Genomic DNA, 24308 nt, shown 5'->3' on the forward strand with positions numbered 1-24308 from the left:
GCTCCACCCACCCCTCACGCACGCCTCGCGCACGGCGCCCGCACCACCCCGACATAGGCTTGACCCCATGACGACGGTGCTCTTTGTTCGGCACGGACGGACCACGGCCAACTCCTCCGGAGTCCTCGCCGGTTGGACGCCGGAGGTGTTCCTGGACGATCGGGGCGAGGAACAGGCCGCCGCGCTGGCGGCGCGGATCGCGGAGGTGCCGCTCGCGGCGGTGGTGACCAGCCCGCTGGAGCGCTGCCGGCAGACCTCGGAGGCGGTGCTGACCGCCCGGCTCGGGACCAAGTTCGCGCTCGACGCGGGCGCGCAGGTCGACGAGCGGGTCGGCGAGTGCCGCTACGGCGACTGGACCGGGCAGGAGCTGAAGAAGCTTGCCGAGGACCCGCTGTGGCAGACCGTGCAGACACACCCGAGCGCGGTCACCTTCCCCGGCCCGGGCGGCGAGGCGCTGCGGACCACCCAGGCCCGCGCGGTGGACGCGGTCCGCGACTGGAACGAGCGCATCGCCGCCGAGCACGGACCCGACGCAATGTACCTGGTCTGCTCGCACGGCGACGTGATCAAGGCGCTGGTCGCGGACGCGCTCGGGATGCACCTGGACCTGTTCCAGCGGATCCAGGTGGATCCGTGCTCGCTCACGGTGATCACGTACGGTACTCACCGGCCGACCGTCGGCCGCCTCAACGACACCGGCGGCTCGGTGGCCGGCCTGCTGCCGCCGCCCGACGGACGGCACGGGCCGGCGTCCGGCGACGCGGTGGTGGGCGGCGGAGCCGGCGCGCCGTAGGGTTCTTCGGAGGGCGTGCTCCCCCCGCGCGCCCTGGCCGACCGACCCGATCGACCACCCGTCCAGCTCTCGACAGAAACACGGAGCAGATCGTGCCCCGCCAGGTCTTCCTGTACGACCCCCCGGACCGTTTCGTCGCCGGCACCGTGGGTGAACCCGGCCAGCGAACCTTCTTCCTCCAGGCCTCCGCCGCCGGCCGCGTGACGAGCGTCGCGCTGGAGAAGACCCAGGTGTCCGTCCTGGCCGAACGTGTCGACGAACTCCTCGACGAGTTGGTGCGCCGCACCGGGGGCGAGACCGCCGTACCGGCCGTGACGCCCGCCGAACTTGAGGACTCCGGACCGCTGTTGCCGCCGATCCTGGAGGAGTTCCGGGTCGGCACGATGGCCCTCGCGTGGGACGCCGACGACGAACGCCTCGTGGTCGAGGCGCAGGCCCAGGTCCCCGACGACGACTCCCCCGAGGACACCCTGCTCGGCGATGACGACGACGAGGACGGCCCGCCGCTGCTCCGCGTGCGGCTCACCGGCGGCCAGGCCCGGGCGTTCGCGAAGCGCGCGCTGCTCGTGGTCGCGGCCGGGCGGCCGGCGTGTCCCTTCTGCGGGTTGCCGATGGACGCCGAGGGCCACATCTGCCCGCGCGCCAACGGGTACCGGCGTTGACCGACACGGTCCTCGACGCCGCCGCCGTCCCGGAGCTGTTGCGCCGGGGTGAGCTGACGGTGCAGGCGCGCCTGGAGGACGCCTCCAACGCCACGCTGTACTGCGTCGCGACGCTCGACGGCGTGTCGCTGCCGTGCGTGTGGAAGCCGGTCGCGGGCGAGCGTCCGCTGTGGGACTTCCCCGACGGCACGCTCGCGGGGCGCGAGGTGGCGGCGTACGAGGTGTCCGAGGCGCTGGGCTGGGACATCGTGCCGACCACGGTGTTCCGGGAGGGCCCGTACGGCGCGGGCATGTGCCAGTTGTGGATCGACCACAAGCGGGCGGACGACGAGCCCGAGCCGGTCGCGATCCTGCCGGCGGTCGACCCCGGACCGGCCTGGAAGCCGATCGCACACGTGGTCGTCCCCGACGAACAGGGCAAGGAGCAGCCCGCCCTGCTCGTGCACGCCGCCGGTGACGTACTGCAGCGCATCGCCGTGTTCGACGCGGTGATCAACAACGCCGACCGCAAGGGCGGCCACCTCCTGCCCGGCCCGGCCGGCCACGTGTACGGGATCGATCACGGCATCTGCTTCCACGTCGAGGACAAACTCCGCACCCTCCTGTGGGGTTGGGCGGGCGAGCCGCTGCCGGCCTCCGCGCGCGCCGCGCTGACCTCGCTGGCCGAGGAGTTGCACGGCGCGCTGGGTGTGCGTCTGGGCGAGCTGATTACGCCGGACGAGGTCGAGGCCACCCGCGAACGGGTGAGAGTTCTGCTCGCCGAGGGCCGGCTGCCGAAGCCGGACGGCCGCCGGCACGTGATTCCGTGGCCGCCGATCTGACTCGAGACGAAATTCACGAGTCGACCGGGCGTTCCCGGCCGACGGCGCCGGCCGGCGCACCCCGGCGCGGGTAAAGACGCGGAAATTCGTCTGCCAACCCTGGAAGATCTTCACCCCCCGCGGACGTTAGGCTCATACGTATGTATGCCTGGCCTGCACCCGAGCTCCCCGTTCTCCCTGGTCAGGGTGCGTCCCTGCGCGTGCACGACAGTTCCGTGCACGAGCTGGTGACGGTCACCCCGGGACCGGTCGCGCGGTTGTACGTGTGCGGCATCACGCCGTACGACGCGACCCACATGGGCCACGCGGCCACGTATGTCGCCTTCGACCTGCTCCAGCGGGTCTGGCGGGATGCCGGCCACACCGTGGACTACGTGCAGAACGTCACCGACGTGGACGACCCCCTCCTGGAGCGGGCCGTGCGCGACGGCGTCGACTGGGTCGAGTTGGCGGAGCGCGAGACCGCGCTGTTCCGCGAGGACATGGCGTCGCTGCGGGTGCTCCCGCCGGCGAACTACATCGGCGTGGTCGAGGCGATCCCGCTGATCGTGCCGCTGATCGAGGACCTGCTCGCCAAGGAGGCGGCCTACTCGGTCGACGGCGACATCTACTTCTCGATCGTGTCGGACGAGCGCTTCGGCGGCGTGTCCGGATACACCGCCGCCCGGATGCTGGAGATCTTCGGCGAGCGCGGCGGCGACCCCGAGCGGAGCGGCAAGAAGGACCCGCTCGACCCGCTGCTCTGGCGTGCGGCGCGGCCGGGCGAGCCGTCCTGGGACGCGTCGTTCGGCGCGGGGCGCCCCGGTTGGCACATCGAGTGTGTGGCGATCGCGCTGAAGTACCTCGGCATGGGCTTCGACGTCCAGGGCGGCGGCAGCGACCTGGTCTTCCCGCATCACGAGATGGGCGCCTCGCACGCGCACGTGGTCACCGGCGAGGTGCCGTACGCGAAGGCGTACGTGCACGCGGGCATGGTCGCGCTGGACGGCGAGAAGATGTCCAAGTCGCGCGGCAACCTCGTGTTCGTCTCCAAGCTGCGCCGCGAGGGCGTGGACCCGATGGCAATCCGCCTGGCCCTGCTGGCCCATCACTACCGCAGCGACTGGGAGTGGACCGACACGGTCCTCGCCGAGGCCGAGGCACGGCTGGCCACGTGGCGCGCGGCGGTCGGCCGTCCCGACGGGCCCGACACCACCGAACTGCTCGCCGCGATCCGCGAACGGATGGCCGACGACCTGGACGCCCCGGGCGCGCTGGCCGCCATGGACGCCTGGGCGGCGCGGCAACTCGCCGACGGCGGCGAGGACATGTCCGCCCCGGGCGTGGCCTCGCGGGCGCTGGACGCGATCCTCGGCGTGGCCCTGTAACCGCGACCCGACGACGGCGACCGGCCGCGACGGCCGCATCGGCCCGGACCACCACGAAGGCCCCGAACGGCACTCGCCGTTCGGGGCCTTCGTGGATCACCGGCACCTGCCCGGCACCGGCCCGGGGTCGGTGCCCGCTCCGCCCGGCCACACCCCCGCGACGGCCGATCGGAGCGGACCCCTCGCCCGCGTCATAAGCAGATCACGCGGGAATCCCTCGGCACTTCAGGGGAAGCCCTCATCTTCGGCGGAAACTTCGAGGGAGTCGCCGACCCGATTCCCCGACATTGCCCCCGAACCGGGCTCCGCGAGGCGGATCTCCCTCGGATCCCGCCGCTCTCGCGCTCACGCCTCCATCAGCAGGTACTGCCGCACGTCCAGGTAGCCGGACCGGAAGCCCGCCTCCGACCAGGACAGGTACAGGTCCCACATGCGCCGGAACACGTGGTCGAAGCCCAACGCCTCGACGTCGTCGGCCCGCCGGTCGAACCGCTCCCGCCACAGCCGCAACGTCTCGGCGTAGTGCAGGCCGTACGACCTGCTGTCCGCGACCCGCAGCCGGGTCGCGGTGGCGGCCTTGCGCACCGCGTCGTCGGAGGGGATCAGACCGCCCGGGAAGATGTACTTGTGGATCCACGTGTACGTGTCCCGACCGGCCAGCATCCGGTCGTGCGGCATCGTGATCGACTGCAACGCGACCCGGCCGCCGGGCGCGAGCAGTCGGTCCAGCACTGCGAAGTAGGTGGGCCAGTACTCCTCCCCCACCGCCTCGATCATCTCCACGCTGACGATCGCGTCGTAACTGCCGCTCACGTGGCGGTAGTCGCGCAACTCGACCCGGACCCGATCGGCCAGGCCGGCGTTCGCGATCCGCGCCACCGCCAGGTCGCGCTGTTCGGCCGAGATGGTGATGGTGTGTACGTCCGCCCCGCGTTCGGCCGCGCGCAGCGCCAACTCGCCCCATCCGGTGCCGATTTCCAGCAGTCGGGTACCGGGGCCGACGTCCGCCAGGTCGAGCAGCCGGTCGATCTTGCGCCGCTGGGCCTCGGGCAACCCGTCCTCGTCGGCGCGCGGTCCGCCGTCGGGGCCCTGTTCGAAGACCGCCGACGAGTAGGACATCGTCTCGTCCAGGAAGGTGGCGAACAGCTCGTTCGACAGGTCGTAGTGCCGGTGGATGTTGCGCTTGGCGCCGGCCACGGTATTGCGCTGGGCACGCGGCAGGCGCGGTATCACCAGGGGGCGAAGTCGCTGAAGTGCCGGGGGAATCAGCGTGCTCACCCGGGAGGCGAACACGGTGAGCACCGCGGTCAGGTCGTCCGCCTCCCAGTCGCCCGCCTGATACGCCTCGCCGAAGCCGATCAGCCCACCCGTGCCCACCCGACGAAAGAACGCGTCCGGCCGCACGATCCGCATCACCGGCGCCTTCGCGTCCCCGTCGCCGCGCAGCGCGCCGTCGATCCACACCTGCAACGGCAGCCGGGCCACCGCTCGTTCGAACAGGAAGCGGGCCGCGGCGGCGCGCAGCGGTCGACGCGGCACCTCCGCCACATCGGGCCAGCGCACCGGATCGACCCGGGTCGGGGCAACCTCGATCACACTCAACGCAGACTCCCTCCAGCCCCGTGCTCGCACCACGGGTACGCCGCGCGGCCGCGCACCCGGTTGGTGCGACGTGACCGTCCGCGCCGCGCCTCCCTCCGGTTGGGCCGACCCGATCGACGGCTGCCCGCCTCGGGAGGAACGGCGACTCGTAGAACTCCCATTCGAGTCCCACTCTTCCCGGAACGGGCGGCGACAGCCGTGGGCCGGGAGAACCCGTGCCGACGGCCGCGGCGGAGCGTCGTGCGCGGCGCGCGGCGGCGGCCCGACGTGCGTCGGCTCCGCATCCCGGAGTCGAGGATGCGGAGCCGGTCTTCTTCGATCGTCGAGCGGGCGGATCACCGGACTCGGGGCTCAGCCCCCGCAGCCGCCACCGCCACAGCCCCCGCCTCCGCCGCAACTGCTCCCGCCACCGCAGCTGCTGCCGCCGTCGCCCCCGCCCCCGCCGCTGCCGCCGGAGCCGCCGTACGCGACCAGCGCGAGCCGGGCGTCCGGGTCGGGGTGTGCGGCCAGGCCCAGACAGGCCACCACGAACAGGCCGGACAGCGCGCCCGCGCCGACCAGGGCACCGGAGCGGCGGTCGGCCCGCAACTGTGTGGTCAGCTCGCGCAGCTGCCGGCGGCCCGCCGCAGTGGTCCGAAAGCCCGCCGCGGTCAGCCCCGCGAAGACGAAGGTGAGCACGATCATCGGGACCAGGAAGCCGATCGGCCGGCTGTGCGCCAGGCCGTTGACGAAGCGGGCGATGCCCACCAGTCCGAGCACGAACAGCAGCCGGGAGGGCGTCTTGGCGATCCGACGCGCGAGCGGCGAGTGCAGCAGTCCGCGTTCGACCAGACTGCGCTCGATCTCCTCCCGCATGGGAGTGCGCGACCAGCCTCGCAGCAGGGCGAGTCGGGTGCCGCGCGTGGTGCGGACGACGTCCAGCATCGCCGCGGCCACCGGCTCCGGCGGACGCGATCCGGTCGCGGCGGTGACCCGACCGACCCGCTGGACGTGTACGTAGCCCTCGGTGATCAGGGACGCCAGGGCGGTGTCGGCCACCCGCATCGGGCCGCCCGCCAGGTAGGCCGCGTCGTACGCGCCCAGCGGCCCGCTGCGCGCCTGGCCGCGGACCGCCCAGGCGAGCACGATCCGCAACACGATCGCCAGGACCACGAGTCCGAGGGCGATCCCGCCGTAGAGGCGGAGAAATTCGGGACCCGTCAGACCCCACGCCGTGCCGTTCATGTGACGTCTCCTCCCGATGGTCCGACTCGCGGGTGTGTGCGGCTTGTTCACCCTGATCCGGAAGGTAGCAGTGGCCCAATCCCCCCGGTCAGAGGCATCTCCCTACGTTCCGGGGACCGTCGCCGAGCGGTCGCCGCGCGCTCGCCCGGCGGCCCCGTACCGACCCCGCGACCGACCCCACTCGACTGACTGATCGTCAGAACGGTGCCCGGGCTCGGTCGGATCCGCTCGCGGGTGCAGGATGGTGGTACACCCGTACACACGTGCCGTTCCGCCTTCCCCGAGGAGCCGTCATGACGGAGGCTGTCCGTCCCCAGCCCACCACCCGCGCGGAAGACGAGGTCGTCGACCTGTGTCGCGACCTGATTCGCATCGACACGAGCAACTACGGCGACGGATCGGGGCCGGGTGAACGGGCCGCCGCGGAATACGTCGCCGAAAAGCTGGCCGAGGTCGGCCTGGAGCCGAAGATCTACGAATCCGAGCGCGGCCGGGCCAGCACGGTGGTCCGGATCGAGGGCACCGACCGGTCCCGGCCGGGCCTGCTGATTCACGGCCACACCGACGTGGTCCCGGCGAACGCCGCCGACTGGACCCACGACCCGTTCTCGGGTGAGATCGCCGACGGCTGCGTGTGGGGTCGGGGCGCGGTCGACATGAAGGACATGGACGCGATGGTGCTCGCGGTGCTGCGCGACCGGGTACGATCCGGCCGGCCGCCCGCGCGCGACGTCGTACTCGCCTTCGTGGCCGACGAGGAGGCCGGCGGGGTGTTCGGCGCCCGGCACCTGGTGAACAACCACGCCGACCTGTTCGAGGGCGTCACCGAGGCGATCGGCGAGGTCGGCGGCTTCTCCTTCACGGTCAACGAGGACCTGCGGCTCTACCTGGTCGAGACCGCCCAGAAGGGCATGGACTGGATGCGGCTGATCGTGGACGGCACCGCCGGCCACGGCTCGATGATCGCCAAGGACAACGCGATCACCGAACTGGCCGAGGCGGTCGCCCGGGTGGGGCGGCACAAGTTCCCGGTCCGGGTCACCAAGACCGTGCGCGCGTTCCTGGACGAGGTCTCCGACGCGCTGGGCATCGAACTCGACCCGGACGACATAGAGTCCACCATCGAGCGGCTCGGCCCGATCGCGAGCATCATCGGCGCGACCATCCGCAACACCGCGCAGCCGACCATGCTGAACGCCGGGTACAAGGTCAACGTGATCCCCGGGCAGGCCACCGCCCACCTGGACGGCCGGTTCCTGCCGGGCTTCGAGGACGAGTTCCACGCCGAGTTGGACGCGGTCCTGGGCCCGCGCGTACGCCGCGAGACGATCCACACCGACCAGGCCCTGGAGACCGGCTTCGACGGCGCCCTGGTCGAGGCCATGTCGGCCGCACTGCGCGCGCACGACCCGGCCGCGCGCGCCGTGCCGTATTGCCTGTCGGGTGGCACCGACGCGAAGTCCTTCGCCGATCTGGGCATCCGCTGCTTCGGGTTCGCGCCGCTCAAGCTGCCGGCCGACCTCGACTTCGCGGGCATGTTCCACGGCGTGGACGAGCGGGTCCCGGTGGACGGGCTGAAGTTCGGTGTCCGGGTGCTGGATCACCTGCTCGACAACGCGTGAGACATCGCCGAGCGGGGGCGCGCGGCCGGGCCCGGGAGGGGATCCCGAGGTCGCGTCGCGCGCCCGTCGGCACCGCCGGCCCGGGGTTTCCCGGCCATCGGGCCCGAACGAGTGAATACCTCGTGGAGCACGTAGCCTGCGACTGATCCGGTCGTTTCTTCTTGTGCGGCGCGCATGCGCGTCGTGGTGTCTACAAGGAGGACGGAAGAATCATGAAGAAGATGGGCAAGGCCGCGTTCATCGTCGCGGCCGGCAGTGGTCTCGTGCTCGCCGGTGCCAGCGGTGCCATGGCCGACGCCGAGGCGGACGGTGCCGCCGTCGGCTCCCCCGGTGTGCTGTCGGGCAACAACATCCAGGTGCCGATCCACGTGCCGATCAACCTGTGCGGCAACAGCATCGACATCGTCGGGATCCTGAACCCCACGTTCGGCAACACCTGCATCAACGCCTGATCCAGGCCCACGCCCTCGATGGCGTGTGGACGGCCCCGGGACCGCCACGGTCTCGGGGCCGTCCCGCTGTGCCGCCCACTCCCACCCGGCGGCGTCGGCGCATCGACGGTCGTCTTCGTTCAGCCGAGCGCCCGTCCGGGCCGAAGCGCGGGCGAAAACAATCGGAACACGGTTGCAAGGAAGGCTGAAACTCAGCCATACGAGCGAATCGCCGTCACCCCGGTGACCTCCGGTGTCGACTCTCGTTGGACGACCGTGCGGGGTCAACGTCCCCCGCCCCTCGCGAGAGAGACACAGGGGTACCTACATGCACCAGCTCGCCAAGAAGGGGCTGTTGGTCGTCGTCGCCACCGCGGGCGCACTCGCGTCCGCGGCCGTCGGCGTGGCCAACGCCGGCAGTGGGGCCGACGGAGCGGCCGTCGGCTCGCCCGGCGTGGCGTCGGGCAACAACATCCAGGTGCCGATCCACGTCCCGGTGAACATCTGCGGCAACACCGTGAACGTCATCGGTGCGTTGAACCCGGCCTTCGGCAACCACTGCGCCAACGTGTCGACCAACCAGCCGCCGCACACGAAGCCCCCGACGACGCACCCGCCGACCAGCAAGCCGCCGACCACGTGCCCGCCGAGCACCAAGCCCCCGACCACCAAGCCGCCGACCACGTCCCCGCCCACCACCGGCGGCACCAGCGGCGGCTCGACCGGCCACAACACCGGCGGGTCGACGGGCGGCAACACCGGCGGTACGACCGGCGGAACCACGGGTGGGACCACCGGCGGCACCACGGGCGGTACGACCGGTGGTAGCTCGGCCGGCAGCACCGGCGGCTCGACCGGCGGTTCCTCGCACGGCGGCGGAGCCCTCGCCCAGACCGGTTCCGACGCGCTGACCGTGGCCCCGATCGGCGCCGCACTGCTGCTCGGCGGCTTCGTCCTGTACCGCCGCGCGCGGCCCGCCCGGGACTGATCCCGACCCACGGGACCGACCCACATCGACCGGGCGCACGACGCACCCCGACGCACGCCCGGATGGACCGCTCGCCCCTGGGAGGACAGGGGCGGGCAGTCCGCGTTTCGCCTCGCTCACATGGTGCGCATCGCTCACATGGTGCGCACCTGTCGGATGATCCGGCGCCGGAGCACCACCCGGCGGCTGCCGTCGCCGCGCAGGAGCAACCGGTCCAGCTCCCAATATCCGTATTCCGCCTGCTCGGTCAGGATCCGACACGCGTCCCCTCGGGACGTGCCGCGCGGAATGTCCAGTTGCCGAAACTCGTAGTCCGCCATGTTTCCATTCCCCGGCGCCCGCGCCGCCGGCGCGGTGACCGGCCTTTTGGTAGGCCAACGACTCCGCCATCAGTGAACCATTGTGCGCGCGTGGGGCTCTTGCGGATAACGTCACCCCATGACCGGTGTTGCGCAGCCCACGCCAGAGCAGGTCCGTGCCGCCGCGGACGTTCTCAAATCGGCGATCGACGACCATCTGGCCGCCGTCGAAGCCCGCCAGGGCGAGAGCGACCCGGCCGTCTTCGCCGCGTACGACGCGCTCGCGGCCGCCGCGGAGGCCTACGACGAGTTGTTGTACGACGCCTATGACGAGGTCACTCCGTTCGAGGTGCCGAGCAGCGGCGAGGAAGCCGAATACGAGGGGCCGACCAACCCCGAGGCGGTGACCGTGCTGATCCGTCGCGACTACGTGATCAAGGATCTGATCACGCTCGTCGAACACGCCCGCCGGGCCGACGCGGAGGCCGGCGAGAACGAACCGGCCGTCTCGCCGCGCGATACCGGCGCCGACAGCGCGTCCAGCGCGGTCGCGGTGCTCTTCGACGTCTACGATCCGGACGAGATCGCCCAGCGCGCCGACGAACTGGGCCTGGAACCGGGCGACTCGACCCTGTGGGTGTCCGCGATCGAGCCGACCGAACCGGGCGAATGGCTCGACGCCCCCTTCGAGGACGCGGATCCGCGCAGCATCATCTACCGGTTCGAGACGAGCACCGCGTACGAGGACGACCTGGAAGCCCTGGAACGCGATCTGCACTGATCGAGGCACCGACCGACGCACGGGTCGTCCGGGTGCGGGGGCGGCCTTTCCGGAGGCCGCCCCCGCACCCGGACGTGCGTGATGCCGGCTCAGTAGCGCAGCGCCAGGGCGATGCCGCCCGCGTCCGCGAGCGTGCCGTCGGGGACGAAGACCACCTTGCCGTCGCCTTCGAGGGCCGCCTCGACCACCGTGTCGACGATGTCGTCCTCGGCTCGACCGGCCAGTACCGCGTCCTCCGCGTGCGGGCCGGTGAGCACCTGGAGCGCGATCTCCCCGGTCGCCTCGACGATGACCAGGCGGCCGGTGACCCGCAGGCCCTCCTCGACCACGAGCAGTGCGCCGCGCCCGGCCCGGACCGGCGTCCACACCTCCTGGATGCCGCCCGCGTACCGCTTGGCGCTGCGCGCGTCGTCGAGCGCCCGCAGTGCGGCGGCGGTCGCCTCCTCGGCCAGCGCGGCCCGCGCCGGGGCCAGAATCTCGGCGAGCTGCGCGGCCGTGGCGTCGACCAGGCCGCCGACCTCCAGATCGCGCTCGGCCAGGTGCCCGGCGTTGCGGCTGCCCTCGCGGAACGCCTTGACCTGCGGGCGCAGGCCGACCAGGACGACCTTGCCGTCGCGGTTGGGCCCGACGAGCGCGTGGGCCAGGTGTTCGTCGGCCTCGTTCAGCAGTCGGCGAAATTCCTCGCTCACCCCCATGCCGCCGCCCTCGCGCCGGAGTTGGCCGTCGGGCTCGGGCGCGGGTGTGGTGACCGGGAACCCGTCGACGCGCGCCTCGTACACGTGCTCGCCCCGGCCGCGCCACAACCGTGCCTCCTGCTCGCTGAGCACCAGCGCCCAGTACGGGGTGAGCCGTTCCGCCGCGGAGACCAGGTTGCGGGTGAGGTAGGTGGTCGCGAAGACGATCCGCTCGCTCACCGGCGCCTCGATCCTGAAGGCGTAGTGCTCGTCCGCCGACGCGTAGAGCACCAGACCGTCGAGGAAGCTCTCCGGATCCAGTTCGGCCGCCGCGGCCCGGAGCCGTTCCGCCGTCTTGATCCGTACCTCCCGGGTCACCTCCGGGTCCGCCGCCAGCCGCTTCTCCGCCTCGGTGAGCACGTTCCGCAGCCGGATGTGGTCCTGCTGGTTCTCCGGGCGGTGCCGGTGCGTGGGCAGCGTCAGGGACACCAGCGGGTACGCGCGGGGACGGCGCAGCTCGGCGAGCAGGTCCGGCGTCAGGGCGGCGGTGGTCATGCGGTCTCCTGGCGTGCGTTCAGGCCTCACGGCATCGGCAAACACACCGTCCTATGCCCGCTTCGGCAGGAAAATCGCGCGAATCACCCGACCGGCTCGCAGCCCCGGATGGTCACCGATCCGGAAACGCTTGTTGACCGTGAGTCAGGAGTGACTTTAGGTTGAGCCCTCACCGTCCATGGGGATCCGGCCTGCCCGGAGACCGTGGTCCGCCCGGACCGGGGTGGGCCCGTGCGAGGAGCGACCACGTGCGATCCGTGCTCTCCCGGCGGCCGGCCCTCGTGGCCGCGCTGCTCGGGTCGACCCTGACCACCGCCGCGTGCGGCGACGACTCCGCCGCCGGCGGTTCGTCCCGCGACGCGATGACCGTGCTGGTCACGCAGGAGGCGCGCAGTCTCGACCCGATCGTGGCGAGCCTGTCCCAGATCACCGGCGGTACGCAGGCCGCGGCGGTCTTCGACGTGCTGTTGTGGATCGATCCCAAGACCGGCCGGGCCCAGCCGCAGTTGGCGGAGAGCGCGACGGCGGCGGAGGGCGGTCGGGTCTGGACGTTGCGGTTGCGGCCGGACCTGAGGTTCTCCGACGGCACCCCGCTGGACGCGGAGGCGGTGAAGTTCAACTGGGAGCGGCACGCGGATCCGGCGAACAAGTCGCTCCAGGCGCGGGTGGTCGCCGGGATCGGCATATCCGTGGCCGACAGCCGGACCGTCCGGGTCACGCTGCCGGCCCCGAACGCGCACTTCGACAAGGTGATCGCGCACAACCTGGCGTTCATCGGCTCGCCGACGGCGATCAAGGCCGATCCGAAGGGGTTCGGCGCCAAGCCGGTGGGGGCCGGGCCGTATCGGCTGGAGAGCTGGGTGCGCGACCAGCAGATGGTGTTCAAGCGCAACCCGAAGTACTGGCAGGTGGGCTCCCGGCCGCCGCTCAAGGAACTGATCCTCAAGCCGGTGGTCGACCAGTCGCAGCGGCTGGCGATGCTGGGTGCCGATCAGGCCCAGGTGTTGACCACGGCGCAGGCCAAGTTGATGGGCGACGCGCGCAAGGCCGGGCTGCCGGTGGTCACCGAGGGCAAGAGCGGCGGTTTCATGACGCTGTTCAACACGGCCCGACCGCCCTTCGACGATCCCCGGGCGCGGCGCGCGTTCGCGTTGATCATGGATCCGGCCGCGCGGACGAAGGTGGTCACCGACGACGCCGGCAAGCCGCTGAGCACGTTCCTGCGCCCGGGTTCGGACTTCGTCGCCTCCGACGCGCCGCTGCCCGCGAACAACCGGGTCGAGGCGCAGCGCCTGCTCGACGCGCTCGCCGCCGAGGGCAAGCCGCTGAGCTTCACCTACAGCACGTACAACAGCCCGGGCTCGCACGTGACCGCCGAATACTGGCTGGCCCAGCTCGCCACGATGAAGAACATCAGCATGAAAACCGAGTTCCTGGAGGGCACCCAGTACCTCCAGAAGGTGCAGATCCAGCGGCAGTTCGACGCGGGCGAGTTCGTGTTGTCCTTCGACGACCCGGAACCGGTGTTGTACAACTTCCTGCACTCCAAGGGGCAGGACAACCACATGCAGTGGAAGAACCCGGCGGTGGACGGGGCGCTGGAGCGGGCCCGGGCCACCACCGATCCGGAGGTCCGGCGGGCCGCCTATGCCGAAGTGCAGCGGGCGCTGGCGGAGGATGTGCCGATGTTCGCCTACGAGCAGGCGTTCACCGCGGCGATCCGGGCGAAGAACGCCAAGGTGGTCGACCTGACCGTGTTCGAGGACGGGTTGATCATGTTCGACCGGTTGGGTCTGGCCTGATCGCGAGCGGGCGCGACTCGGCGACGGGGGCGGCCGGGGCGGGGATCGGCACGGCCGTGGGGCCGCCGGGTTCGGGGATGCACAGGCAGGCGATCAGCGCGCAGCCGGCCACCGCGCCGGCGATCACGAATATCACCATGTAGGCGTGCAGCGCGGGTAGTTCGCGACCGGCGGCGGAGATCGTGTACGACGTGAGCACGGCCGCCACCACCGCGCTGCACACCGCCTGGCCGATGGTGCGCATCAGCGCGTTGATCCCGTTGGCGGCGGCGGTCTGCGCGGCGGGCACGGCCCGGATGACCAGCATCGGCAGCGCCGAGTAGCACATGGCGGTGCCGGAGGCGACGACCGTGGCGCCGGCGATGACGGTCCACAGGTCGTGGCTGGTGAAGATGCGCACGACGTAGCCCAGGCCGAGCAGGACGGCGCCGAGGCCGAGGCAGAAGCGTGGTCCCCGGGTGGCGGTCAGCCGGGTGGAGAGGGGGGAGAGCACGACCATCATCACCCCGCCGGGGAGCAGGCACAGGCCGCCGGCGGCGACCGAGAGGCCGAGGCCGTAGCCGCTCGCCTCGGGTGTCTGGACCAACTGGGCCGTGGACAGGCTGTTCGCGTAGAACGAGAAGCCGATGAACAGCGCGGCGATGTTGGGCAGCAGCACCGCCGGGCGGGTGGTCACCCGCAGGTCCACGAGCGGGGTGCGGGCCCGCCACTGGTGCCGGCACCAGCCGAGCAGGATCACCGCGGCGGCGCCGATCAGGCCGGCCGTCCGGGCGCCGCCCCAGCCCCACGCGGCGCCCTTGGAGACCGCGAGCAGCAGGCAGACCAGAAACGCGGCCAGGCCGAGCGAGCCGATCACGTCGAAGCGGCCGGGGGTGCGGACCGGCGACTCGCGGACCACGAGCACGACCAGGGTCAGCACCACCAGGGCCAGCGCCGTGGCGGCCCAGAACATCACGTGCCAGTCGGCGTGGTCGACCACGAGGCCGGCCAGCGGGAGGCCGACGGCGGCGCCGATGCCGAGCGTCGAGCTCATCATCGCGATGCCGCCGCCGACCTTGGCCGGCGGCAGTTCGTCGCGCAGGATGCTGATCCCCAGCGGGACCACCGCGGTGGCCATGCCCTGGAGGGTGCGGCCGACGATCAGCACGCCGATGTCCGAGGTGAGCGCGCACATCAGCGAGCCGATCGACAGCACGACCATGGCCAGGACCAGCATGCGCTTCTTGCCGAACATGTCGCCCGCCCGGCCGAGCAGCGGGGTGCAGACCGCGCCGCTGAGCAGCGTGGCGGTCAGGGTCCAGCTCACCGTCGAGGCCGAACTGCCGGTCAGCGCGGGCAGGTCCGGCAGGAGCGGGACGACGACGGTCTGCATCAGCGCGGCGACGATGCCGCAGGAGCCGAGGACCGGTACGAGGAAGCGTCGTCGCGCGTCGTGCGGGGTCGAGGCGGGGCCGGTCACGAACGCTCCGGGTGGGAGAGGGCGGAAGGTCGGCCCCACCCTAGGGATAGATGTACGACACATCAATCGTTTGCGGACACCTTTGCCCGCTCCTTGCGCAGCGGCGCGCCCACCCGGTGCATGTGGCCGAGCGCCTGCCGATACGAGGTGACCGCGCTCGTCTCCAGGTAGGGCACCCCGAGCCGGGCGCAGTGCGCGCGCACGATCGGCTGTGCGCGGCGCAGGTTCACGCGCGGCATGTTCGGCACCAAGTGGTGTTCGATCTGGTAGTTCAGCCCGCCGAGGAGCCAGTCGGTGACCGGACCGCCGGTGACGTTGCGCGAGGTCAGCACCTGGCGGCGCAGGTGGTCCCACTTGACGCCCGGCTCGGGCATCGGCATGCCTTTGTGGTTGGGCGCGAACGCCATGCCCAGGTGCAGGCCGAGCAGCGCGTGGGTGAGCAGCACGAAGACCAGGGCCTTGACCGGCGACATCGAGATCGCCAGGACCGATATGTACAGGGCGTAGTGCAGGGCCAGCACCGAACCCTCGACCCGGCGCTCGCGCGGGGTGCGCTCCTTGAGCGCCATCAGGCCGTTGACCTTGAGGTTGAGCCCTTCGAGCAGCAGCAGCGGGAAGAACAGCCGCGCCTGGTTGCGGGTCAGCCACCCCATCAGGCCGGTCCGGCCGCCCGTCTGGTCGGCGTCCCAGACCAGCACGCCGACCGCGACGTCCGGGTCCTTTTCCCGGTGGTTCGGGTTGGCGTGGTGCTTGTTGTGCTTCGCGTTCCACCAGCCGCAGCTCATCCCCATCAGCAGGTTGCCGTGCAGCAGGGAGAGCACGCGGTGGGTGCGGGCGCTGCGGGCGATCTGCTGGTGGCCCGCGTCGTGGCCGACGAAGGACGCGCGGGTGGTGAACAGCGCGACGGGTATCGCGAGGGCGAGCTGCCACCACGAGTCGCCGACCCGGACGACCGCGGCCCAGGAGCCGAGCAGGAGCAGCAGGTTCAGGCCGATCGAGCGGGCGTACCAGGCGGTGCGCCGCTCCAGCAGGCCGGCGGCCTTGAGGTCGGCGAGCAGCGGCGCGAAGTCGCTGCCCCGGCGCGGGGCGGCGGCCTCCGGGGTATCCAGGATCGGTGCGGTCATGGTCATGGGGCGTCCCCGAATTCAGGTTGCGGATGATCGGTCGAGCACGCCGACCGGGCGTAACTCGACGCTATTGATCACCCGCGCGGGGAACGAGCCGGTCGGCCCCCGGATGCGGGGGCATCTCCACCTCCCCCATCCGGGGGCCGCACCCCATGGACAACCGGGGTGTGATCGGGTATGGCGGGCGGGTCGCTGCCGGGCGTGGGGGTGGGGGCTGTCTCCGGTGGTGGGGCTGCGCGGGTTATGCCTTGCGGCGTCGGCCGTCCGGGGTGCGGCCGACTCACAGCGGGGTGTTGCGGACGCCGGCCCGGTACACCCCCGCGGGCGCGTCAGTCCGGATCGAGCGCCGCCTCCTCGCCCAGCGCGGCCCGCAACGCCGCCGCCTCCTCGCCGATGCAGGCGAGGAAGGCGCCCATGGCGGGGGTCGGCGGCCGGTCCGCGAGGAGCGTGGTGCCCACCGTGCGGCGCACCGACTCCAGCGGCACCGGCAATACCGCGAGGCGGTCGTCACCGGTGACCACGAGTTCGGGCAGCGCCGCGATCATGTCGGTGCCGAGCAGCAGCGCACGTACCGTCAGGATCGAGGTGCACTCCACCCGGTCGGCCGGCAGGGCCAGCCCGTTGCGCAGGAACAGCTGGGCCAACTCGCTGCGCAGCGCCGTCTGTTCGAGCGGCAGGATCCACGGATGCGCGATCGTGTCGGCCAGCTCGCGCGCGCTGTCCAGGAGCGGGTGGCCGCGGCGCACGACCAGCCGGATCGGCTCGCGGTACAGCGCGGTCCGCCGGACCCGCCCGCCGTCCGCGGCCGGTCCCAACCGGCCCACCACGACGTCGATCTCGCCGGCAAGCAGCTGCGGGTGCAGCACGTCGTGGGTGGCCTCGCGGACGATCACGGTGATCCCGGGCCGCTCCCGCTTGAGCGCGGACACCGCACGCGGCAGCAGCACGCTGGTCCCGGCGAGCAGGGTGCCGACGACGACCGTGCCGGTCTGGCCCTCGCGCAGGCTCGCGAGGTGGTCGCCGGCGCGCCGCACCTCGGCCAGGATCGCCCGTGCGTGTGCGACCAGGGCGGTGCCGTACAGGGTCGCGCTCATCCCGTGCGGGCCGCGCTCGAACAGCGGCACGCCGACCATCGTCTCCAGCTCGCGCAGCGTGCGGGTGGCGGCGGGCTGGGTCAGGTGCAACGCCTCGGCCGCGCGGCTGACTCCCCCGTGCTCGGCGATCGCCGTGATCAGGGTCAGGTGGCGAAACTTCAGCCGTCCGTCGAGCAGGTCCACGCGGGCTCCCGTACCGATTCGGTGCTGCGTCCCCCCGACAGGACGCATACCTGTTTGGTGATGCCATGGCGCCGGATCGGCATTGGATGGACATGCACCGGCGCAGCCATCATGCACGTGGCGACGGCTTCTTGACGAGCCGCCGCCGTGGCCGCACGAGCGCGCGAGCGGCCCCGGGCGGATCGACGCGCGGTGGCATCGGAGCTTCCGGAGCCGCCGGGTCGGGCCACTCGCCGAATGTGCCCCTCGCCGGATGTACGAGTCGCCGGCGAGGCGGTCACGGGTCGACGGCGCGATCGGGGATTCCGTTCGTGTCGTGCCCCGCGAAGGCGCGTGCCGCGTCCCCGCCCGGCGCCGTCGCCGCCGGTCGTGTACTTCCCCGTCATCGTCCCGGTCGGAAGGTTCGTCAGATGCGCCGCACTCCCCTCCTCCGCAACGGCACCGGCAGATACGGCAGATCGAGCGCACTGGCGGTGGCCGCCCTGGTGGCGCTCACCGCCGGTACCTACGCGGGCGCCCCACGCGCCGGCTCCCCCGCCGCCGGCTCCCCGCACCGCACCGCGACCGCCGCGGGCGCCGCCGGCACCGATCCGAACATCCCGTCGGTCTGCCAGGAGCGTCGCCCGCGGGCGGCGGATCCGAACGCGTACGGCATGCAGCTCGACGGCTCGTTCCTGGCCCCGGCGTCCACCCCGCTCGACGAGGAGAACCCGCACCCCTTCCCGGGCCGGCGCGCCGACTACGACGGCCGGCAGTACGTGAAGAACATGACCGTCGAAGCCGCCTACGAGGGCTACGACTTCACCCCGGACTTCTTCCACACCTGGCAGAACATCGTCGACTTCGACGGCCGCCGCTACATGTTCCAGTACGACCGCTCCGAGGGCCGCGTCTACGACATCACCGACGTCAAGCACGTCACGGTGGTGGAGAAGATGTCCCGGGAGGACGTCGGCGGCGACGAGTCGAAGGCCAACGGGACCTGGGCGGCCGGGGATTACTGGGGCGCGTCCACGATCCAGTGGAACGACCGGCTGCGCTCCTACGTGATGGTGCAGTCCTTCGAGGACAAGCGCCAGATCACCGAACTCGGCGACGAGCCGGGCAAGGACAAGTACGGCAACCCCGAGGGCGTGGCAAAGTTGCGTGCCAAGCCCGGACTCAAGGGTTTCAAGGTGTATCGCCTGAACGGTCCCCGCAAGGCCGATTGGCAGCTGATCTCGACCGTCAGCACCGACTCGACCCAGCCGGATGCGCTGCACAGCGACCCGAACCGGCCGCAGCAGGGCTCCGGTTCGCTGGACGTGCCGTACTGGGACGGCGGCAGGTACATGTTCATCGCGGTCGCGCCGAACGACACGTACGCCAACACCGAGTACCCGACCAACCTGCACTCGGCCGGCTACCAGTCCTACGACATGTCCGACCCGAGCGCGCCGAAGCTCTTGGACACCTGGCACCTGCCCGGACAGGTCACCGGCGAGGACGAGGCGTACGCGCGCAATCCGCGCTGCGGGAACCGGACCAGCTGGCTGGGCGCGCGGATGTCGCTGTTCGTGCCCACGCCGGTGGAGCAAGGCGGTCGGTACGGCTTCGCCGTGCAGGGCGGCCTGGGCATGACCGTCCTGGACATCTCCGACCCGGCCCGGATGCGCCAGGTGGGGCACGTGGACCTGCCGCCGTCGGTGGCGGGTACCGAGGGCGACAACATCGACGTGTCGCAGTTCCGGCGCACCGGGATGATCTACGTCTCCGGCTATCCGCTGACCGAGGACTGCTACGAGCCCTACAAGCCGATCTACCAGATCGACGCGCGCGACCCGGCCAACCCCCGGATCGTCGGGCGACTGCCGCGTCCGACCCCGCCGAAGTCGGCCGGGATCACCGACTATTGCCAGCGCCGGGGCAGCTTCGGGCCCAAGCGCACCGGCTACTACACCAACCCGGGCCGGCACGACGACGGCACGCTCGTCTACGGCTTCTACAACGCGGGCGCCCAGGTCTTCGACGTGAAGAACCCGGCCCGGCCGGAGATCGAGGCGTACTTCGTGCCCAAGGCGTTCGGCACCAAGACCCGGGACTGGCCGACCGAGGACGGCACGTTCCCGGAGTGGGCGATGGGCAACCAGACGCACGGCGTCTACGTCGAGTGGGACCGCAACGTGGTGTGGGTGCTGACCAATCACGGCATCTACGCACTGTCCGCGAAGGACGTGCTGGGCAAGCCGAACCTGGGCCGGCCGAAGGAGCCGTTCCGCAACAGCGTTTCCTGAGCGACGGGTTCGGCCGCTCGGCGTCCGCTCGGGACGCCGAGCGGCCGGCCCGGCTCACCCGATGCGGGCGTCGGGCTCGTCCTCGTCGTCCTGGTCCGGGCCGCAGACCGCGTCGAAGAACGCCTCCTGGTCGTCCTCGGTGCGGGCGCGGAAGACGATCATCGTGCCGTCGTGCCGGCCGAGCAGGTCGGGACCGGCGAACCAGCGGACCCGGTTGCCGGCCGGCTCCCCCTCGGGGTAGCCCGGGAAGGCCAACTCCCGCATCGTCTCGGGGAGCAGGTCGAGGTCGTCCGCGTCGAGCTCGACCGCCTCGACCAGGTCGTCGTCGAACAGCAGCGTCTCGGACAGCACGATCTCCACGGCCGCGAGCGAGAACCGGTGCAGCCAGGGGCTCCACGGCTCCTCGACCGGCTCGGCCATGCTGAAACTCACCAACACCTCGGGGTCGTCGCCGTCCGGCCGCACGCCCCACCACGCCACGCCCTGGTTCTCCTCGCGAAAGACCAGCAGGCCGTCCTCCACGTAGAGCTTGTCGGGCGGCAGCAGCACGTCGTGATTGCTCGTCAGGTCCGCCCGCCGACCCAGGAGTTCGTACAGCTCGCGAAGCGCGGCCGGCAGCGGGACGCCCAGTCGCGCCGCGCTCGCGTCCAGTTCCGCCGGGGTGTACCCGTCGGCGGGCCCGATCGCCCGGCCCCGGTCGGCGGCGAAGGCGCGAACGAACTCCCAGGCGCCGGCCCGATCGGCAAGCGCGGCGGGCAGTGCCGCGTGGATGTCGAAGGTCATGGCCGGACGCTACCGCGTCCCGGGCACCCGTCCCCGGTGCAGATCCACCACCGCGACGACGAACGCGGCGAGCACGAACGCCACCGACACCACCAGGCCGTGCCGCAGCGGCCCGGCCCAGTCCCGGCCCTGGTCGGCGGCCAGTCGGGAGAAGAAGATCGAGCCGACCGCCGCGATGCCCATCGCCGAGCCGATCCGCTGCCCGGTCTGCAACACCCCGCCCGCGCTGCCGCCCTGCGCCGGCGGCACCCGGGCCAGGGTCAGCGTCTGGTTGGGCGAGATCACCAGCCCGCTGCCCACCCCCGCGAACGCCAACGGCGCCACCAGGACCCAACCGATATCGCGCCCGGGTACCTCGTACACCCCCACGATCGCGCCGCCGAGGCCGACCGCAACCATCAGCAGCCCGCCGGTCACCAGCGCGAGCCCGTACCGGTTCACCAGGTGCCCGCCGATCGATGCGCCGACCGCGGAGCCGACCGCGAACGGGGTGATCGCAAGTCCGGCGAGCAGCGCGCTGTAGCCGAGGCCGGACTGGAGATAGAGGGTGAAGACGAAGAAGATCGAGGTGAATCCGGCGAAGTAGAACAACATCACCAACAACCCGAGCGTGTACGACCGGACCCGGAACAGGGCCAGGTCGACCACCGGATTGCGGCCGACCCGGGTCTGGTGGATCTCCCAGCGCACGAAGACCGCCAGGAACACCGCCGCGATCGGGATCAGGAGCCACTTGGTCGAGCCCTGCCACTGGCGTTCCTCGACCAGCGGCAGCAGCAACAGCAGCACGCCGCAGCCGAGCAGGAGCACCCCGACCGGATCGAGGTCGCGCAGACAGGCCCGGTTCTCGTGGTCCGGTCCCGGCAGCAGCCGCCGGGCCAGGACGAGGGCCAGCACGCCGATGGGGAGGTTGACGTAGAACACCCAGCGCCAGCCCTCCTCGGCGCCGGCGGCCTTGATGATCAGGCCGCCCAGGAGCGGGCCGACCGCGGTGGAGATGCCGATCACGGTGCCGAACATGCCGAACGCACGGCCGCGTTCGTGGCCGGCGAACATCTGCTGGATGAGCGCGGACACCTGCGGGGTGAGGATGCCGCCCGCGATGCCCTGGAGCAGTCGGGCCAGCACCAGCCACAACGACGTCTGCGCGGCGCCGCACAGCGCGCTCGCGGCGGTGAACAGGGCCAGGCCGGTCATGAACATCACCCGGCGCCCGCGCGCGTCGCCGATCCGGCCGGCCGGCACCAGGACCAGGCCGAAGGTCAGCGCGTAGCCGGACAGCACCCACTGCACGTCGCTCTCCGACGCGCCCAGGCCCGCCCGGATCGACGGCAGCGCGACGTTGACGATCGACACGTCGAGGAGGGTGATGAACCCCGCGATCAGACAGACCCCGAGCGCCTGCCACCGATGCGGGTCGGGCGCATCGTGCGTCACGCTCCCACGCCCCTTCTCGGCCGCTCCCGCACGGCCACCCCGTCGGCGACCATCCGAGGGACGATGCCCACATCCCCCGGGGCCAAGGCGCCCGCCCGGGTGACCCCGGTCGCCGGGGCGCGGGTCAGTAGCCCAGCGTCACCGCGACGGGCAGGTGATCGGAGGCCTTCGACGGCGGTGCCTCCACGGCGAGCACCCGCAACCTCGGGTCGACGAGCACCTGGTCGATCTCGCGCCGGGGCCGGTCCGCGGGATAGGTGCGCACCGGCCGTACCCGGGCCAGGCCGTCCACCAGCCCGCGCGCGGTGAACGCCCGCACCTGCGGGCTGTCCACGGCCGCGTTCAGGTCGCCGAGCACGGTCACCGGCACCGCCTCGCGCTCGGCCAGGCCGGTCGCGAACGCGGCGGCGCGGTCCGCCTGCCGCTGGGGCACCTCGTCGTCCGCGTCCTGGAGGTGGGTGGCCACGAACCCGAGCCGTTTGCCGGGTGCCGCCTCGACCACCACGCCCAGCGCCTGTGCGCCGGTGGGCGCGCCGCCGGCCGGGAGCGCGATCGACTCCAGGTGCCGGATCGGCTTGCGGGTGAGCACCGCGTCGCCCCACTGCGGGTCGGCGGCGGGCGCGAACCGGTAGGGCAGGTCGAGCCGCCGGGCCAGCAGGGTCAGTACGTCGTGGCCGCCGTTGAGGAACCAGGCCCGGTCCACCTCGTTGAGCAGCAGCACGTCGGGGTGCAGCGCCCGGATCGTGTCGGCCGTGCGATCCGGGTCGAACCGTCCGTCGAGGCCGTAGCCCATCCGGATGTTGTACGTGACGACCCGCAGCGTCCCGGCCGCCGCGTCCGGCACCGGCGCCGAGCCGGGGCCCGGGCGCAGGCCGAAGGCCGCCAACGCGAGCAGGACCGGGAACACGGTGGCGAAGGCGAGCGGGAGGTGCAGGCGTTCGGCCCGCTCGGACAGGGAGGGCGGGGGCGCGACGCGGTCCGCCTTGCGGGTGGGCGTGCCGGGAGGGGTGGGCGCCCCCGGGCGGCCGGCGGAGGGCTTGGGGGTGGGCTTGGGGGTGGGCTTGGCGCCGGGGCGAGTGCCGGGTTTGCGGCCGGGGCGTTGCGGCGAGCGGCCGGCGCGGGTGCGGGCGCCGAGCGGGACGTCGGATCGGGGGCCGTTGGAGCCGGCGGCGTGTGCGACGGTGCGCCCACGGGCTCGGGTGTGGGGTTGGGTCTGTGTTTGGCTTTTGGCTTGGGCACGGGCCGGGGTGTCCGGCTCGGCCCGCCTGGGCGAGCGCAGGTCGCGGATCGCCGCCGTGCCCGCGACGACCACGATCGCCACCACGCCCAGGAGCAGCACCCGGCCGCGGGCCAGGACGCCGATCTCGATGTCGTAGCGGGCGTAGTGCAGGAAGGTCAGTGCGAAGAAGCCGACCATGCTCCAGGCCGGCGCCCACCGCACCTCGGCGCGTATTCGCCCGGCGGCGTCGCCCAGGACCAGGCCCAGGCCCAGCACGCCCACCGCCTGCCACGCCGCCGCGCCGGTCGGGGCCAGGCCGACGATCCCGTCGTGCGCGCTCGTCTCCAGGTAGCCCGCGCCGATCACGCCCGCGACGACCAGCGCCAGGCCGACGGGCAGCACCCACACGCCGCGCAGCCGCGACACGGGCACCGCGAGCGCCCAGGCGGCGACCAGGACCGGTACGCCCCACCGGGGTTCGCCGGCCGCCGCGTGCCCGACGCCGACGTTGCCGAACAGCACGCCGGTCAGGAACAACACGGGACCGAACACGGCCCACAACACCGGCGCGGGCGCGGGGGTGGTGGGCGCCTGGATCCACACCTGGCCGGCCACGAACAACACGGCCAGGACGCCCAGTACGGCCCAGCCGCGCCAGACCTCCAGCCACATCGGGTCGAGCGTGCCGAGCCCGGCGTGCAGCGCCACCGCCGCAGCGAGGCCGGCCGGCACCGCGACGCCGGCGTCCCACCCGGTGTGCGCGACCGCGACCAGCCAGCACAGCGCGGCGACCAGGGCCACGCAGGCCAGGTAGAGCTGCCGGTCGCCGCCGTCGGTGAACTGCGTCCACAGCCGCACCATCACCATGGCGACGCCGGCCACGACCGCGACCGGCCGACCGCCGGCCCGGCGACACAGCGGCACCACCGCGAAGGCGGCCACGAACCAGGCGATGGCGAACAGGCCCAATTGGGCCGCGGAGGTCGACCCGGCGTCCCCGTACACGGTGATCAGCGACGGTAGCCACACCCGCAGGATGTCGACCGTAAAGACGATTCCCAGAGCGATCACGATCATCGGCACGCGCAACCCCCGTCTCGATGGCGGGGTCA

The 24308-nt window shown here is 72.2% G+C and carries 20 protein-coding genes; 10 read left to right on the forward strand and 10 right to left on the reverse strand.

The annotated features are described in order from the left end of the window. Window positions 1-67: 67 nt before the first annotated feature. From ACFXKZ_RS10035 to mshC, 4 genes are all read left to right on the forward strand, one after another. Complete coding sequence (locus ACFXKZ_RS10035; RefSeq protein WP_379998442.1) at window positions 68-793, forward strand: MSMEG_4193 family putative phosphomutase; 726 nt, start codon at window positions 68-70, stop codon at window positions 791-793. 92 nt (window positions 794-885) lie between these two features. Next, window positions 886-1455, forward strand: coding sequence for a DUF3090 domain-containing protein (locus ACFXKZ_RS10040; RefSeq protein ID WP_078978035.1), 570 nt, complete (start codon window positions 886-888; stop codon window positions 1453-1455). Then, window positions 1452-2276 carry an SCO1664 family protein gene (locus ACFXKZ_RS10045; protein WP_379998444.1) on the forward strand — a complete coding sequence of 275 codons (825 nt, stop codon included), beginning with the start codon at window positions 1452-1454 and terminating at the stop codon, window positions 2274-2276. Before ACFXKZ_RS10040 ends, ACFXKZ_RS10045 begins: the two co-directional genes overlap by 4 nt. 140 nt (window positions 2277-2416) lie before the next feature. Further along, entirely contained in the window at window positions 2417-3643 is a 1227-nt protein-coding gene (gene mshC, locus ACFXKZ_RS10050) for a cysteine--1-D-myo-inosityl 2-amino-2-deoxy-alpha-D-glucopyranoside ligase (RefSeq protein ID WP_379998446.1), read from the forward strand. A 345-nt stretch (window positions 3644-3988) separates the two neighbouring features. Here the strand turns inward: mshC and ACFXKZ_RS10055 are convergent, their stop codons facing one another. Both ACFXKZ_RS10055 and ACFXKZ_RS10060 read right to left on the reverse strand, forming a co-directional pair. Further along, complete coding sequence (locus ACFXKZ_RS10055; protein ID WP_379998694.1) at window positions 3989-5239, reverse strand: class I SAM-dependent methyltransferase; 1251 nt, start codon at window positions 5237-5239, stop codon at window positions 3989-3991. A 357-nt stretch (window positions 5240-5596) separates the two neighbouring features. Next, the gene (locus ACFXKZ_RS10060; protein WP_379998448.1) at window positions 5597-6469 is read right to left on the reverse strand and encodes a TIGR04222 domain-containing membrane protein; all 873 of its coding nucleotides are present in this window, start codon (window positions 6467-6469) and stop codon (window positions 5597-5599) included. A gap of 293 nt (window positions 6470-6762) precedes the next feature. On the opposite strand from ACFXKZ_RS10060, the gene ACFXKZ_RS10065 reads away from it, so the two are divergent. From ACFXKZ_RS10065 to ACFXKZ_RS10075, 3 genes are all read left to right on the forward strand, one after another. Then, a complete protein-coding gene (locus ACFXKZ_RS10065; protein ID WP_379998450.1) occupies window positions 6763-8091 on the forward strand; it encodes a M20/M25/M40 family metallo-hydrolase in 1329 nt (442 codons plus the stop codon). Window positions 8092-8303: 212 nt separating this feature from the next. Then, on the forward strand, window positions 8304-8543 hold the full coding sequence (locus ACFXKZ_RS10070; protein ID WP_379998452.1) for a chaplin: 240 nt from the start codon (window positions 8304-8306) through the stop codon (window positions 8541-8543). Window positions 8544-8850: 307 nt separating this feature from the next. After that, window positions 8851-9510 (forward strand): chaplin, encoded by a 660-nt coding sequence (locus ACFXKZ_RS10075; protein ID WP_379998454.1) that lies wholly within the window; start codon window positions 8851-8853, stop codon window positions 9508-9510. Window positions 9511-9644: 134 nt separating this feature from the next. On the opposite strand, the gene ACFXKZ_RS10080 is transcribed toward ACFXKZ_RS10075, so the two are convergent. Beyond that, entirely contained in the window at window positions 9645-9830 is a 186-nt protein-coding gene (locus ACFXKZ_RS10080; RefSeq protein WP_078978027.1) for a DUF5703 family protein, read from the reverse strand. 118 nt (window positions 9831-9948) lie between these two features. Between ACFXKZ_RS10080 and ACFXKZ_RS10085 the strand changes: the two genes are divergently transcribed. Continuing rightward, entirely contained in the window at window positions 9949-10590 is a 642-nt protein-coding gene (locus ACFXKZ_RS10085; RefSeq protein WP_379998456.1) for a hypothetical protein, read from the forward strand. A gap of 89 nt (window positions 10591-10679) precedes the next feature. On the opposite strand, the gene ACFXKZ_RS10090 is transcribed toward ACFXKZ_RS10085, so the two are convergent. Further along, a complete protein-coding gene (locus ACFXKZ_RS10090) occupies window positions 10680-11819 on the reverse strand; it encodes a chemotaxis protein (RefSeq protein ID WP_379998458.1) in 1140 nt (379 codons plus the stop codon). A gap of 248 nt (window positions 11820-12067) precedes the next feature. Between ACFXKZ_RS10090 and ACFXKZ_RS10095 the strand changes: the two genes are divergently transcribed. After that, on the forward strand, window positions 12068-13621 hold the full coding sequence (locus ACFXKZ_RS10095; RefSeq protein ID WP_379998460.1) for an ABC transporter substrate-binding protein: 1554 nt from the start codon (window positions 12068-12070) through the stop codon (window positions 13619-13621). Here the strand turns inward: ACFXKZ_RS10095 and ACFXKZ_RS10100 are convergent. The 3 genes from ACFXKZ_RS10100 to ACFXKZ_RS10110 all read right to left on the reverse strand — a co-directional run bounded on the left by ACFXKZ_RS10100 (window position 13593) and on the right by ACFXKZ_RS10110 (window position 17484). After that, window positions 13593-15143, reverse strand: a complete 1551-nt coding sequence (locus tag ACFXKZ_RS10100) for an MFS transporter (RefSeq protein ID WP_379998462.1) — start codon at window positions 15141-15143, stop codon at window positions 13593-13595. The two genes, ACFXKZ_RS10095 and ACFXKZ_RS10100, sit on opposite strands and share 29 nt — an antisense overlap. Further along, window positions 15143-16210 (reverse strand): fatty acid desaturase family protein, encoded by a 1068-nt coding sequence (locus ACFXKZ_RS10105; protein ID WP_379998464.1) that lies wholly within the window; start codon window positions 16208-16210, stop codon window positions 15143-15145. The genes ACFXKZ_RS10100 and ACFXKZ_RS10105 overlap by 1 nt, the downstream gene beginning before the upstream one ends. A gap of 326 nt (window positions 16211-16536) precedes the next feature. Beyond that, window positions 16537-17484, reverse strand: a complete 948-nt coding sequence (locus ACFXKZ_RS10110) for a LysR substrate-binding domain-containing protein (RefSeq protein ID WP_379998466.1) — start codon at window positions 17482-17484, stop codon at window positions 16537-16539. A 410-nt stretch (window positions 17485-17894) separates the two neighbouring features. Here ACFXKZ_RS10110 and ACFXKZ_RS10115 point away from each other — a divergent pair, with 410 nt between their 5' ends. Beyond that, the gene (locus tag ACFXKZ_RS10115) at window positions 17895-19757 is read left to right on the forward strand and encodes an LVIVD repeat-containing protein (RefSeq protein WP_379998468.1); all 1863 of its coding nucleotides are present in this window, start codon (window positions 17895-17897) and stop codon (window positions 19755-19757) included. A gap of 54 nt (window positions 19758-19811) precedes the next feature. Here ACFXKZ_RS10115 and ACFXKZ_RS10120 read toward each other — a convergent pair whose 3' ends face one another. The 3 genes from ACFXKZ_RS10120 to ACFXKZ_RS10130 form a co-directional block, all read right to left on the reverse strand. After that, entirely contained in the window at window positions 19812-20540 is a 729-nt protein-coding gene (locus ACFXKZ_RS10120) for an SMI1/KNR4 family protein (RefSeq protein WP_379998470.1), read from the reverse strand. A gap of 9 nt (window positions 20541-20549) precedes the next feature. Then, complete coding sequence (locus tag ACFXKZ_RS10125) at window positions 20550-21977, reverse strand: MFS transporter (RefSeq protein ID WP_379998472.1); 1428 nt, start codon at window positions 21975-21977, stop codon at window positions 20550-20552. Window positions 21978-22101: 124 nt separating this feature from the next. Continuing rightward, window positions 22102-24273 (reverse strand): endonuclease/exonuclease/phosphatase family protein, encoded by a 2172-nt coding sequence (locus ACFXKZ_RS10130; RefSeq protein ID WP_379998474.1) that lies wholly within the window; start codon window positions 24271-24273, stop codon window positions 22102-22104. Window positions 24274-24308: the final 35 nt, after the last annotated feature.

This window comes from Embleya sp. NPDC059237, from assembly GCF_042754105.1.
Taxonomy (GTDB): domain Bacteria; phylum Actinomycetota; class Actinomycetes; order Streptomycetales; family Streptomycetaceae; genus Embleya.